A 12,843-nucleotide genomic window follows, 5' to 3' on the forward strand; every position below is an offset into this window, starting at 1 on the left:
ACACGCGGCTTAGCCGGCCTTCAAAGCACCGGGCCAGCAAGGTCGGGCATGGCAGCGATGACGGTGATCTCCACCCGCACATCCGGCGAATACATCAATGCCTGGACGGTAGTGCGTGCCGGCGCGGTACCCGGCGTAATCCAAGCGTCCCACACCTCGTTCATCCCGGCGTAATCGGCGGCGATATCCTTGAGGTGGATGGTTGCCGAAAGCAGACGGGCCTTGCTGGTTCCCGCCTCCGCAAGCAGGCGCTCGATGCTCGATAGCGTTTCGCGGGTCTGCTCGCGGATATCGCCGCTCAGGTCGTCAGCCAGTTGCCCGGACAGATAAACCGCGCCGTTGTGGATCACCGCCTCGCTGTAGCGGGTTTCAGTGTGCAGCCGCCGGATGGGCATGTTTACGTGTCTCCTTGTGCTTGCCGTAACGGAAGATATCCAGCCCGTCGGTACTGATTTGCGGACGCTTGGACGCGAGCAGATCAGCCAAAACCCGGCCGGAGCCGCAGGCCATGGTCCAGCCCAGCGTGCCGTGACCGGTATTGAGGTACAGGTTGCGATACGCGGTGGCGCCTATGATCGGTGTGCCATCGGGCGTGGCCGGTCGCAGGCCGGTCCAGAATACTGCTTCCGCCGGATCGCCGCCTTGCGGATAAAGATCACCGACGACCATTTCAAGTGTTTCCCGACGGCGCGGGTTGAGCGACAGGTCGTGCCCGGCGATCTCCGCCATGCCACCGACACGGATGCGCTGATCGAAACGGGTAATGGCGACTTTGTAGGTCTCGTCGAGCACGGTCGACTGCGGCGCCATTGCCGGGTCGCTGATCGGCACGGTCAGCGAATAGCCCTTGAGCGGGTAGACCGGCGCGCGAATGCCCAGCGGCTTGAGCATCTGCGGGCTGTAGCTGCCGAGCGCCAGCACGTAGCGGTCCGCGGTTTCCAGCTTGCCGTCGATCCAGACCCCGGCGATGCGGTCACCGGCATGCTCCAGGCGCTGGATGTTCTGCCCGAAGCGGAACTCGACACCCAGTGCCAGCGCCATCTCGGCCAGCCGTGAGGTGAACATCTGGCAGTCGCCGGTCTGGTCGTTGGGCAGGCGCAGGGCTCCGCTCAGCTTGTGCGCGACCTTCGCCAGGGCCGGTTCGACACGACCGATGGCGGCGCGATCGAGCAACTCATAGGGCACGCCGGAACGCTCCAGTACGGCAATGTCCTTCGCCGCGGCATCCAGCTGGGCCTGGGTGCGGAACAGCTGCGTGGTACCGAGCTGACGGCCCTCATAGGCGATACCGGTTTCGGCGCGCAGTTCGTCGAGGCAGTCGCGACTGTACTCGGACAGCCGCACCATGCGCTCCTTGTTCACCGCATAGCGCGCCGCGGTGCAATTGCGCAGCATCTGCGCCATCCACAGATACTGGTCGACGTCACCGGTGAGCTTGATCGCCAGCGGTGCATGGCGCTGCAACAGCCACTTCATGGCCTTGAGCGGCACGCCGGGCGCGGCCCAGGGCGAGGCATAACCCGGCGAGACCTGACCGGCATTGGCAAAACTGGTTTCCATCGCGACGGCTGGTTGCCGATCGACCACCACCACCTCGAAACCGGCTCGCGCCAGATAGTAGGCGCTGGCCGTACCGACCACCCCGCTACCCAATACCAGTACACGCATTGCAGCCTCCCGCCCGCTCGAACGGACTTTTCCGGATCACTATTGAAGCGGAGTATAAAAAGGCAGAGGCAGTGTTATTCACCATATAAAAAGCTATCTTTGGCCTTTATTCACGCCAAACGCGCTTTATTCGGAGGGCATATCCCTTGAGAACCCGCCATCAGACACGCCGCGAACTGGACAAGATCGACCGCCATATCCTGCGTATTCTGCAAGCCGAAGGGCGCCTGCCTTTCACCGAATTGGGTGAGCGCGTCGGCCTGTCGACCACGCCCTGCACGGAGCGGGTGCGACGGCTGGAGCGCGAGGGCATCATCATGGGCTACTCCGCGCGGCTGAACCCGCAGCATCTGAAGGCGGGCCTGCTGGTCTTCGTCGAGATCAGCCTGGCGTACAAATCGGGCGACATCTTCGAGGAGTTTCGCCGCGCCGTGCTCAAGTTGCCGCACGTGCTCGAATGCCACCTGGTTTCCGGTGACTTCGATTACCTGGTCAAGGCGCGGATCTCGGAAATGGCCTCCTACCGCAAATTGCTCGGCGACATCCTGCTGAAGCTGCCCCATGTGCGCGAGTCGAAGAGCTATATCGTGATGGAGGAGATCAAGGAGTCGCTTGACCTGCCGGTGCCGGACTAGAGCGTCCGGGTGCGTATCCGGACGTACCGCGAGAAGCCAGTCGCGCCACCGTCGGTCCAGCTCGCCTTTGCCCCGCGGCACCGCTCCGGTCTACCCTAGAAAGATGCAGACCTTTCATGACACTTCAGTGAATCATCGTGCATCCGCTTCGAACACCAGCGACCATGCACCTTCCTACTATGCCGCGAGCGTCAACCGCGAGCTATCCTTCGAGCCCCTGCAGGGCGAACAGCGAGCCGACGTGTGCATCGTCGGTGGCGGCTTCTCCGGCCTAAATACCGCCATCGAACTGGCCGAACGCGGGCTCAGCGTCATCCTGCTGGAAGCGCACCGCATCGGCTGGGGCGCCAGCGGGCGCAATGGCGGCCAGCTGATCCGCGGCGTCGGCCATGACGTCGAGCAGTTCACCAACATCCTCGGTGAAGAAGGTGTCGACGAGCTCAAGCGCATGGGCTTCGAAGCCGTGGACATCGTTCGCCAGCGCATCGAGCGCTACGCCATCGACTGCGACCTGACCTGGGGCTACTGCGACCTCGCCACCAAGCCGCGACACCTGAAAGGCTTCGACGAGGAATACTCCGACCTGCTGCGCCTCGGCTATCCACACCCGCTGCAGCGCGTGTCGCGTCCCAACCTGGCCACGGTGGTGGGCTCGCAGCGCTATCTCGGCGGTCTGCTGGACATGGGCTCGGGACACCTGCACCCGTTGAACCTGGCGCTCGGCGAGGCCGCTGCGGCGCAATCGCTAGGCGTGCGCCTGTTCGAACAATCGGCGGTCGAGCGCATCGAGTACGGCCCGCAAGTAGCGCTGCATACCGCCCAGGGCGTGGTGCACGCGGACAACCTCGTGCTGGCCTGCAATGCCTACCTCAATGGCCTGCAGCCGAAGCTGGCGGGCAAGGTGCTGCCAGCCGGCAGCTATATCATCGCCACCGAGCGACTGCCGGAACCGCTGCAGCGTGAACTGCTGCCGCAGAACATGGCGGTATGCGATCAGCGGGTGGCACTCGACTACTTCCGTCTCAGCGCCGATGGCCGATTGCTGTTCGGCGGTGCCTGCCACTACTCCGGCCGTGATCCGAAAGATATCGCCGCTTACATGCAGCCGAAGATGCTCGAAGTATTCCCGCAGCTGATCGGCATCGGCATCGACTACCAGTGGGGCGGCATGATCGGCATCGGCGCCAACCGGCTGCCGCAGATCGGCCGGCTGCCAGAGCAGCCCAACGTGTTCTATGCCCAGGCCTATTCCGGACACGGTCTGAATGCCACGCACCTGGCCGGGCACTTGCTGGCCGAAGCGATCGCCACCCAGGAAAGTCATGGCTTCGACCTGTTCGCCCAGGTGCCGCATCCGACCTTCCCCGGTGGCCGGGCATTGCGTTCGCCGCTGCTGGCCCTGGGCATGCTCTGGTATCGGCTGAAAGACCGTTTCTGAATTTTCCGACGAAGCGCAGCGTCCAAGCCTTGATGAACGGACGCATATCGGAGAGACCTTGCGCGCTTACCTGACGCTTCTGCTGGCTCTGCTGCTGGTCGGCTGTGCCAGCCACCCTGCACCCAGTGAGTCCTATTCGGTGGCGCCGGATGCATCGCCGCTCGGACGACGCATCCAGCAGCTCGCTGCAGAGCAGCCGCACGGCTACTCCGGTTATCGTCTGCTAGCGGAAAGCACCGAGGCATTCACCGCCCGCACCGAAATGATTCGCGCGGCGCAGCTCAGCCTGGACGTGCAGTACTACATAGTGCATGACGGCATGACCACCCGCGCGCTGATCGAGGAGCTGCTGCAGGCTGCCGACCGCGGCGTGCGAGTGCGCCTGCTGCTGGATGACACCACCAGCGATGGCCACGACTACCGCATTGGCACCCTCGCAGCACACCCCAATGTCCAGATCCGCGTCTTCAATCCGCTGCACCTTGGCCGCAGCACCGGCATTACCCGCACCATGGGGCGACTGCTGCACCTGTCGTTGCAGCATCGACGGATGCACAACAAGCTGATGCTGGTCGATGGCAGCCTGGCTATCGTCGGCGGCCGCAACCTGGGCGACGAGTATTTCGACGCCGATCAGGCCTTCAACTTCACCGATATCGATCTGCTCAGTGCTGGCCCGGTCGCCGAGCAACTGGCACAGAGTTTCGATCAGTACTGGAACAATCAGTTGAGCGTGCCCATCCAGCGATTTCTCTGGTGGCAGCCGAAACCCAGCCGGCTGGACAAGGCACGCAAACAGCTGCGTGACTACCTGCAGCAGGCGCGTCACGACAACAGCGAGCAGTACCAGCGGCTGATGCAGTACAAGCAGGATCCGCAACTGCAGCAATGGCTGGACGACCTCATCTGGGCGCCCGGCGAGGCGATGTGGGACGCGCCGGAGAAGCTGCTGGCCGAAGGCATACCGGCCACCTCACTGCTGCTGACGACCCAACTCGCACCGACCATGCAGACGGTAAGTCGCGAGCTGACCCTGGTATCGGCCTACTTCGTGCCCACGGACAGCGGCGTCGAGTATCTGGCTGATCGCACCGGCGCCGGCGTCACCGTGCGTATTCTCACCAACTCCCTGGAGGCCACCGACGTCCCGGCCGTGCACGGTGGCTACGCGCCCTATCGCGAGGCGATGCTGGAGCTCGGCGTACGCCTGTTCGAACTGCGCCGGCAACCGGAGCAGGAGCCGTCCTACAGCTTTCTCGGTGAGTCGGAGTCGAGCCTGCACAGCAAGGCGGCAGTGTTCGACCAGAATAAGGTCTTCATCGGCTCGTTGAACCTCGACCCGCGCTCCGTGCTGTGGAACAGCGAGGTGGGCGTTCTGGTGGAAAGCCAGGAGCTGGCCCGCGAGGTTCAGCGGCTTACGCTGGAGGGCATGTCGCCAGCGCTCAGCTACGAGGTACGCCTGGAGGAACGCGACGGCCGCAAGCAGCTGGTATGGATCGCCGAGGATGAGGGGCGGTTGCGCGTGATCGACAAGGAACCGGGCGGGCTCTGGCGCCGCTTCAATGCCTGGTTCGCCGAGATCATCGGCCTGGAGAAGATGCTCTAGCGTTCGCGTCCGAACACCGCACGATTGCACCGTGGCGCATTCGCTTCGGCATAAATCATTCTTTGGGGTGATACCACTTGGCCAGCGGTCCGTTAGGCTCAGGAACGCTGCTGCCACGCACGCATAGCTTCTATAAAAATAAAAAAGGAGCACGACAATGGACCGTTCCACTCGCCTCTGGCTATTGCTGATCCTCGCAATACTGCCCGGCTTCACCGAAGCGGCTCAGGCCGAACCGACCTCACCTCTGCAGAGCATGCAGATCCATGCCAACCGCGCCACCAGCAGCTTGCTGCTCTACCGCGGCGAAGGCTTCCAGAAAGCCCATCTGCTGCGCCTGGAGGAAGATATCCGCGCGCTGAACGCTGCCTTGCTGAAGGTCGCCAATCCCACCAGCGCGCTTCGCGAAAGCCACCTGGAACTGCAGACCCGGCTGCGGGAGGGTGCCAGCTTCGGCTACAAGGAAGACGACATGCCCTGGGGCTGGCCGCTGCAGATGAGCAAGGCATTGCGCGACTTTCTTACGGCCGCCCGCGCGCAGCAGGGCGCCGATACCGAGGCGGAACTGCCGGCGAAAGTGGAGTACCTGGCCGTGCAATACCTCAGCCGCGCTTATATCGGCTCGTTCGAGATCGCCCGTGAACAGCCGGACACCTACCTCGGGCAGGACGAACGCAATCTGGTGCCGGCCATCGACGCGCAGCTAGCCGGGCTGGACGGCAAGCGCGATCCCGCTCTGGCCAAGCTCAAGACCCGCTGGGATTTTCTCAAGGTAGCGCTCGAGGACATGAACAGCGCCAGCAACAACCTCACCACCGCCTCCGGCCGACCCTTCGCGCCGATCATGGTCGACCGTCATGCCCGCAGCCTCAGCGACCAGTGGATGGCCGCCAGACCCTGACCACGGTCAGCCGTGGGCGGCCGACTCGCGCAGACGCACCGGACCGACGCGCGCTTCGATGGCGAGGCGCAACGGTTCGCGCAGGCCAAGCATGAAACCGAGTTCAGCCGCGACGAACAGCGGGCCGATGATCAGTCCGGTAAGGTCATCGACGAAGGCCGGCTTGCGCCCCTCGAAATAGTGCCCGACGAACTGGATCACCCAGCCGAGCACGAACAATCCCAGCCCAACGCCCAGCCACAACGCCGTCGTCGCGCTGGCAAGGCGCGCGCCCAGCCATACGCTCAGCAGCAACACCGCGCCCATCAGCAGGCCATAACGCAGATCGAGACGTAGATAGAACAGCGCCGCCGCGAGCGAGACCAGTGCGGCCGGGCTGAGCCATAGTCCAGCCACGTCGATGCCAGGCCGCGACAGCAACACGGCAACCGCCAGCACGATCAGCGGAATGCCGATGAAATGGGTGAGCAGGTTGCGCGGGTCACGATGATAGGCCGCGTACTGCGCCAGGTGATCGGTGAGGGTTTTCATTGGCGGCATCTCCAGATTTCGCGTCCGCCAAGCTTAGTCGGTCGGTGCGCTGCCGCCCTCGTCAGCAGCCAAGGCAATCACGCCAAGATCGAGGTTGGCTGCGCTATTCCTCGGGTCGATAACCCAGTCGCAGCCCGCCCCAGTGCCGACCATTGACCATGATCGGTACCGACAGATCGTGCATCAGCTCGCCGGTATCGCGGCTGTAGGTCTGCAGCAATACCCGGCGCTGATGACTGCCACAACGCCCGCCGGTGCGATCGTTGAACAGGCGCTTGCTGCGGCTCTTGACCCGGTCGATTTCCGGATTGCCCACCGGCGGCTGGCTGAATGCACGATTGTGCGTCGGCACGTAACCTTCGGGCGTGGTGGCGATGGCATAGACCATCGCCGAATGCTGCTGCAGCAGCGGCTCCTGAACCGCCGGCAGCACCTCGTCGGCGTAGCGGTCGAAGCGGGTCTGGTATTTGACCGGATTGGTATTGGGCTGCGCCCGATAATTGCGATCGAACAGGTCATCGAGACTGACGCGTCCGGCGGCAATATCCGCCTCGAACCGTGCGGCAATCGCTGCCGCCCCCTGGCGAGCCAGATCGAACATCGCCTGGTGGTAGTCGTCGAGCTGCACCTCGGCCAGCTGTTCGCTGGCACTCTCGGCCTGCGCCACCAGTCGTTCCGCAGCCTGCTCGAGCTGCCGGGTCTGCTTTTCGCTGTCCAGCGCGTCGGCGCGCAACTGATCGAGGGCGACGAACTGACCGGTTAGGCGCTGATGGTTGTCGGCGGTGCCGGTGGTGATCTGCTCGACCTGGCTTTCGACGCTGCCGGCCAGGCCGGCGATGCCACTGAGCTGCTCGCCGGTGGCGGCAATCTGTTCGGCAGCGGCATCCAGCTCGCTGCCCTGGCGCTGGATATAGCTGACTACCGCCTCGCTCTGCTGACGAATGTCGCCCACCATGCGACCGACTTCCTCGGTAGCACTGGAGGTACGCGCCGCCAGGCTGCGAACCTCATCGGCGACCACGGCGAAACCACGCCCGGCCTCACCGGCGCGCGCAGCCTCGATGGCCGCATTCAGGGCAAGCAGGTTGGTCTGACTGGCAATGGACTGGATCACGTCGGTGATCCGGCGGATCTCTTCAGTGCGTGCCGAAAGCCCGTCGATCAACTCGCGGCTGGCGTGGGTCTGCGCACTGAGCTGCTGCATGCGCTCGATCGCCTTCTGCAACTCCGCCTGCCCGGCATCGCTGCGCTGGCGTACCGCCTGCGCAGCGTCCAGCGTATGGCGGGCGCGCTCTGCGCTGTCCTGCTCGGTAGCGGCGATGGCCTGCGCGCCGTTGGCAATTTCGCTCACGGCCTGCAGTTGCGATTGCAGCCGACTGGCCAGCTGCTCGGCGCTGTAGGCGACCTGGGCAGCCGACAAGGCGTTGTGACAGGTGTTGCGCGAGAGGTTCTTGCTCAGTTCGGCGAAGGCACGCGGCGTATCGTCAGCGCTCGCTGCGTCAGCATTCGCCGCCAGCGATGCACTGAACCAGGGCCAGAGCGCTGCGGCGAGCAACAATATCGCCGTCACTGCCAGCGGCGGAGCCAGCCAGTAATGCACAAGCAACAAACCTATGATCAACGCGGCGTGGAACGCCACGAGCTTGGGATGGCGGTAGGCGGGGCTCATGGACGGCCTCTTGTTCTTGTCGGATCGATCCGACGTTGTACCCATAGCCCCGGATAAAGAACAGTAGTGCCTTAGTAGCAACGTGCCGTCATCGGAGGCTCACTTCAGGCTTAGCGGCCGCTCCCGCACAAACTGAAGCCGTCCAGCCCCCACCGCCGGTCGGGACATCCGTCAGCGCAGCGCGGCGGGCTGATCGGCTGCGGTCAGCGGCAGCGATAGCTGCACGCGTCGACGCAACCAGGGGCTAGGACGGTAACGCGCCTCGCCGCCATAGCAGCCCTGCATGGCTTGCAGGATGGCAAGGATTCGCGCCGCACCGTAGTGCTCGGCGAATCCCAGCGGGCCTTTCGGATAACCCAGCGCCAGGGTGACCGCGCGGTCCAGCGTCTGAGGGTCGGCGATGCCCTTCTGGGCGATCTCGCAGCCCAGATTGACGATGCTCGCAACCACGCGCTGGCTGACGAAGCCGGGCGAGTCGTTGATCACCTCGACCGGCACACCATCGCTACCCAGCGCTTGCCGTGCCTGCGCTTCAATCGCCGCAGCAAGCGCTGGCTGACGCATCAGCACCCGACGTCGGTCGAAATCGCAGAACTGGTCGAGCGCGACAGAGCGCTCCGCTGGCAAACCAAGCCGGGCGATCATGCTGCTGGCATCCTCGCCCAAGGGAGTGATCAGGCAAATGGCGCGCGCCGATGGCACCTCGCCCGATTCAAGCTGCGCACCGGCCGCTTGCAACAAGGCTGCCAGCTGCGAACGCAACGCCGGATCCTGACTGTCCAACCAGAACGGCCGCTCGATGCGAACCGGCGAGAACTGTGGCTCCGGCGTACGGATCTGCTGACCGTTCTCGTAGCGGTAGTAGCCCTGCCCGGTCTTGCGTCCGAGCAACCCTGCGGCAACCCGCTGCGCCGCCTGATACGACGGCGTATAGCGCGGATCCTGATAGAACTGCTGGTACACCGACTCCATCACCGCATGGGAAATATCCAGCCCGGTGAGATCGAACAGCTCGAAAGGCCCCATGCGAAAGCCCGGCCCGTCGCGGAGGATGCGGTCGATCTGCTCGGCATCGGCGATGCCCTCGGCGAGAATGCGCTGGGCCTCGGTGCTGTAGGCGCGACCGGCGTGATTGACCAGGAAACCGGGGGTATCCGGGGTGATCGCCGGAAAATGCCCGGCGTCTTCGGCCAGCTTTACCAGCCGCTGGATGACCTGCGGATCGCTGCGCTCGCCGCGCACCACTTCGACCAGCTTCATCAGCGGCACCGGGTTGAAGAAATGAAAACCCGCCACCCGCCCCGGAAGCCGACAGGCAGCGGCAATACGCGTGACCGAAAGCGAGGAGGTATTGGTGGCAAGGACCGCGTCCTCGGCGAGCAGTGCTTCCAGTTCGACGAACAACGCCTGCTTGATCTCGAGATTCTCGACGATCGCCTCGATCACCAGATCGCAACCGGACAGATCGGCCAGCGCGGGTGCCGCCTGCATGCGCGCAAGCGTGGCGTCCAGCTCGGCAACGCTCAGCCGCCCCTTGGCCACGCCACGTTCGAGCAGCTCGCGGTTGAAGCGCAGCGCGTCACTGATCGACTCACTGCGTGAATCGTGCAGCCACACCTGCTTGCCGGCGCCGGCGAACAGTTGCGCGATCCCGCGACCCATGGCCCCTGCGCCGACGACGCCGATACGCTCAAACATGCAAACCTCCTCACGAGCAATGCGATATTTCGCAGTGCGGAACAAGATTCCATCGAATTGACCGTGAGCGTAAAGACTGCCAATCTCCAGCGCAAGTCAGCCAGCGAACCGCTCGTTCATGTCAGATCAGCCCTATCCCGCCGCCACACTTCAGCAGGTTGAAAGCTCGTTGACCGGGTTCTTCCAGGACCTCGGCTGCCGCCTGAGGGAGTACGGCCCGGAGCGCGTGGTGGTCGAGCTGCTGTTGTTGCCGCGCCACCTGAACAACGCCAGCAACCTGCACGGCGGCGTCACGGCTACCCTGCTGGACGTGGCCATGGGCCTTTGCGGGACCTGGGTGGCACAGCCGGAGCAGCGCCGTGTGGCGACTACGCTGTCGATGAGCGTCAACTTCAGCGCACCGGCTCCGGTCGGCAGCCGCATCCGCGCCGTGGCCGTCTGTCGCTCCGCGGGCCACAAGGTATTTATGGCCAGTTGCGACCTGCTCGATGAACAGGATCGGTTGCTGGCGTTCGGTGAAGGCGTCTACAAGCGCGGCAAACTGCGCAACGAGCTGCCCTGAACGATGCTCGCTCTGCTGCCACTGGCACTCGTCTGCGAGCTGCTTGCCCTGGCCACCCATCTGTCGCTACTGAGCGTGATCAGCGGTGCGCTGCTAGTACTGTTCTTCGTCTGGCACTGGTGCTCGCTGATGCCCTACCCGCGCCGGCTCGGACTGGTCACCCTGGGACTGCTCGGCTACTGGATGCTGTTCGGCCAACCCGACTGGCAGCAGGCCCAGCGAATGCTCTCGTCAGCAGCCTACTACGCCGCCTTTATCGGTGCGCTCGGCCTTGCACACTGCGCAGTCAGGCGGCTGCCACAGCTCGGTGAGCTGCATCGGCTATTGTTGCGGCTGCCCCGCGCCAGTCTTTATCCGAGCTATCTGTTCAGCACTTTTGCGATCAGCTCGGTGCTGAGCTTCGGCATGCTCAATCTCGTCTGCGGTTCGCTGGAACGCTATCTCGAGCGGCAGCCGTACAACCAGCAACAGCGCCGCGAAGGTGCCAGGGGCGTAATGGTTACGGCGCTCCGTGGTTTCGCCCTGGTGCCATTGCTGGCACCGACCAGCGTGGCCGTGGCAATCCTCACCCGCGAATTGCCCGGCCTGAGCTGGAGCGCCCTGCTACCGTTCGGCCTGCTCTGCGGCGCCATCCTTCTGGTCGTTGGCTGGCCAATGGAAAACCGCCGCTTGCGGCAGTTGCAGCCAACCGCTGAGTCGGCGCAAACGACGGCGCCAGCCGACACGGCCGACGGACTGCGCGGCCTGCTCTGCGGCAGCTTGGTCGGCGTCCTGCTGATCGCCCTGCTGGCCAACCTGACTTGGCTGTCGGCAACCCAGGCGGCCATGCTGCTGGTGCCGCTCGCTGTGACAGGGATGCTGCTGTCTCAGGGTGGAGCACCGAAGGCTGTTTATAGCGAAGTGCGCGACACCCTCGCCGGCATACGCAACGAGACCTTCATCTTCGCCTGCTCGGCCCTGCTCGGCGGACTCACTGCGGTACTGATCCCGGTCGAACGCCTGGCCAGCCACTTCAGCAGCACACCGCTGGCGCTGTTCGGACTCGGCAGCGCCGGCATGCTCGCGATCATTGCCCTGGCTCTGCTCGGCGTCGCCCCGATCATCTCTCTGAGTCTGTGTGCCGCATTGCTGGCGCAGCTGGCCGGACATGGGGTGGCGATCATGCAGCCCGCAGTGGCGCTGCTGGTCGGCTTCTCCCTGGCCATGCTGCTGTCGCCCTATGGGCCTTCCGCGCTGATGCTGGCGCGCCACGCGCAATTGTCGCCGTGGCGCATCGCCTTTGGTTGGAACGGCCGTTTCGTGCTGCTGGTGCTCGGCCCGCTGCTGTTGGTGCCATTGCTGGCGTAGCGTTCACATCCAGCCGTATTCGGCCATCGACAATGGCTCGCCGTCACCGACGATGAAGTGATCGAGCACCCGCACGTCGATCAGCGCCAGCGCCTCTTTCAAGCGCTGAGTCAGCTGACGATCGGCCTGGCTCGGCTCGGCCACACCGGACGGGTGATTATGCGTGAGGATCACCGCCGCCGCATTCTGCGCAAGGGCGCGCTTGACCACCTGCCGTGGGTAGACGCTGGCGCCATCGATGGTGCCGTGGAACAGCACCTCGAAGGCCAACACGCGATGCTTGGAATCGAGAAACAGGCAGCCGAACAGCTCGTGCGGCTCGTGGCGCAGGCGCGCCTTGAGATAGTCGCGCACCGCCTGCGGCGACTCCAGCGCCGAATCGCGGCGCAGTCGTTCGGCCAGATGCCGGCGCGCCATCTCCAATACCGCCTGCAACTGGGCGAACTTCGCCGGCCCAAGCCCCAGGTGTGCGCTGAATTGATCGAGGTCCGCCTCCAGCAGCGCGCGCAGGCTGCCGAACTCGGCGAGCAGGTTCCGCGCCAGATCCACCGCACTCTTGCCGGCGACTCCGGTGCGCAGGAATATCGCCAGCAATTCGGCGTCGGAAAGCGCGGCGGCGCCCTGTTCCAGTAGCTTTTCCCGCGGCCGCTCCGCCGCCGGCCAGTCACGTATGCTCATGTCCTCTCCCTGTCGAGCAAGCCCACTTTTCCGCTGTGGGCGCTGTGCTATCTTAGCCCGTCATTTTTCCGGGGTATCGGGCGTGTTCTGACCTGGTTCTCACTCCGGAC

General features: G+C 64.4%; 12 protein-coding genes. 6 read left to right on the forward strand and 6 right to left on the reverse strand.

The features are described from left to right. Positions 1–20: 20 nt before the first annotated feature. Both PSEST_RS18440 and dadA read right to left on the reverse strand, forming a co-directional pair. Positions 21–395, reverse strand: coding sequence for a RidA family protein (locus PSEST_RS18440; protein ID WP_015278450.1), 375 nt, complete (start codon positions 393–395; stop codon positions 21–23). After that, entirely contained in the window at positions 370–1,668 is a 1,299-nt protein-coding gene (gene dadA / locus PSEST_RS18445; RefSeq protein ID WP_015278451.1) for a D-amino acid dehydrogenase, read from the reverse strand. Before dadA ends, PSEST_RS18440 begins: the two co-directional genes overlap by 26 nt. Before the next feature lie 146 nt (positions 1,669–1,814). Here dadA and PSEST_RS18450 point away from each other — a divergent pair, with 146 nt between their 5' ends. From PSEST_RS18450 to PSEST_RS18465, 4 genes are all read left to right on the forward strand, one after another. Then, the gene (locus PSEST_RS18450) at positions 1,815–2,303 is read left to right on the forward strand and encodes an Lrp/AsnC ligand binding domain-containing protein (protein ID WP_003295466.1); all 489 of its coding nucleotides are present in this window, start codon (positions 1,815–1,817) and stop codon (positions 2,301–2,303) included. A gap of 103 nt (positions 2,304–2,406) precedes the next feature. Further along, a complete protein-coding gene (locus tag PSEST_RS18455; RefSeq protein ID WP_015278452.1) occupies positions 2,407–3,741 on the forward strand; it encodes an NAD(P)/FAD-dependent oxidoreductase in 1,335 nt (444 codons plus the stop codon). 58 nt (positions 3,742–3,799) lie between these two features. Further along, a complete protein-coding gene (locus PSEST_RS18460) occupies positions 3,800–5,347 on the forward strand; it encodes a phospholipase D family protein (RefSeq protein WP_015278453.1) in 1,548 nt (515 codons plus the stop codon). Between the two features lie 157 nt (positions 5,348–5,504). Then, positions 5,505–6,248 (forward strand): hypothetical protein, encoded by a 744-nt coding sequence (locus tag PSEST_RS18465; protein WP_015278454.1) that lies wholly within the window; start codon positions 5,505–5,507, stop codon positions 6,246–6,248. 6 nt (positions 6,249–6,254) lie between these two features. Here PSEST_RS18465 and PSEST_RS18470 read toward each other — a convergent pair whose 3' ends face one another. The 3 genes from PSEST_RS18470 to PSEST_RS18480 all read right to left on the reverse strand — a co-directional run bounded on the left by PSEST_RS18470 (position 6,255) and on the right by PSEST_RS18480 (position 10,146). Further along, entirely contained in the window at positions 6,255–6,779 is a 525-nt protein-coding gene (locus PSEST_RS18470; protein ID WP_015278455.1) for a DUF962 domain-containing protein, read from the reverse strand. Positions 6,780–6,882: 103 nt separating this feature from the next. After that, positions 6,883–8,448, reverse strand: a complete 1,566-nt coding sequence (locus tag PSEST_RS18475; RefSeq protein WP_015278456.1) for a methyl-accepting chemotaxis protein — start codon at positions 8,446–8,448, stop codon at positions 6,883–6,885. Positions 8,449–8,619: 171 nt separating this feature from the next. Then, on the reverse strand, positions 8,620–10,146 hold the full coding sequence (locus PSEST_RS18480; protein WP_015278457.1) for a 3-hydroxyacyl-CoA dehydrogenase: 1,527 nt from the start codon (positions 10,144–10,146) through the stop codon (positions 8,620–8,622). 118 nt (positions 10,147–10,264) lie between these two features. Between PSEST_RS18480 and PSEST_RS18485 the strand changes: the two genes are divergently transcribed. Both PSEST_RS18485 and PSEST_RS18490 read left to right on the forward strand, forming a co-directional pair. Next, positions 10,265–10,708: a PaaI family thioesterase gene (locus PSEST_RS18485; protein WP_041756783.1), complete on the forward strand. Its 444-nt coding sequence runs from the start codon at positions 10,265–10,267 to the stop codon at positions 10,706–10,708. Positions 10,709–10,711: 3 nt separating this feature from the next. Further along, entirely contained in the window at positions 10,712–12,055 is a 1,344-nt protein-coding gene (locus PSEST_RS18490) for a hypothetical protein (protein ID WP_015278459.1), read from the forward strand. Positions 12,056–12,058: 3 nt separating this feature from the next. On the opposite strand, the gene radC is transcribed toward PSEST_RS18490, so the two are convergent. Beyond that, on the reverse strand, positions 12,059–12,733 hold the full coding sequence (gene radC / locus PSEST_RS18495) for a RadC family protein (RefSeq protein ID WP_015278460.1): 675 nt from the start codon (positions 12,731–12,733) through the stop codon (positions 12,059–12,061). Positions 12,734–12,843: the final 110 nt, after the last annotated feature.

Source organism: Stutzerimonas stutzeri RCH2 (assembly GCF_000327065.1).
Lineage (GTDB): Bacteria > Pseudomonadota > Gammaproteobacteria > Pseudomonadales > Pseudomonadaceae > Stutzerimonas > Stutzerimonas stutzeri_AE.

Excerpts from the sequence above, each read along its gene's own strand:
- radC (WP_015278460.1), bottom strand. The coding sequence starts at position 12,733 with ATGAGCATACGTGACTGGCCGGCGGCGGAGCGGCCGCGGGAAAAGCTA.
- PSEST_RS18475 (WP_015278456.1), bottom strand. The coding sequence starts at position 8,448 with ATGAGCCCCGCCTACCGCCATCCCAAGCTCGTGGCGTTCCACGCCGCG.
- dadA (WP_015278451.1), bottom strand. The coding sequence starts at position 1,668 with ATGCGTGTACTGGTATTGGGTAGCGGGGTGGTCGGTACGGCCAGCGCC.
- PSEST_RS18485 (WP_041756783.1), top strand. The coding sequence starts at position 10,265 with ATGTCAGATCAGCCCTATCCCGCCGCCACACTTCAGCAGGTTGAAAGC.
- PSEST_RS18490 (WP_015278459.1), top strand. The coding sequence starts at position 10,712 with ATGCTCGCTCTGCTGCCACTGGCACTCGTCTGCGAGCTGCTTGCCCTG.
- PSEST_RS18480 (WP_015278457.1), bottom strand. The coding sequence starts at position 10,146 with ATGTTTGAGCGTATCGGCGTCGTCGGCGCAGGGGCCATGGGTCGCGGG.
- PSEST_RS18455 (WP_015278452.1), top strand. The coding sequence starts at position 2,407 with ATGCAGACCTTTCATGACACTTCAGTGAATCATCGTGCATCCGCTTCG.
- PSEST_RS18440 (WP_015278450.1), bottom strand. The coding sequence starts at position 395 with ATGCCCATCCGGCGGCTGCACACTGAAACCCGCTACAGCGAGGCGGTG.
- PSEST_RS18465 (WP_015278454.1), top strand. The coding sequence starts at position 5,505 with ATGGACCGTTCCACTCGCCTCTGGCTATTGCTGATCCTCGCAATACTG.
- PSEST_RS18470 (WP_015278455.1), bottom strand. The coding sequence starts at position 6,779 with ATGAAAACCCTCACCGATCACCTGGCGCAGTACGCGGCCTATCATCGT.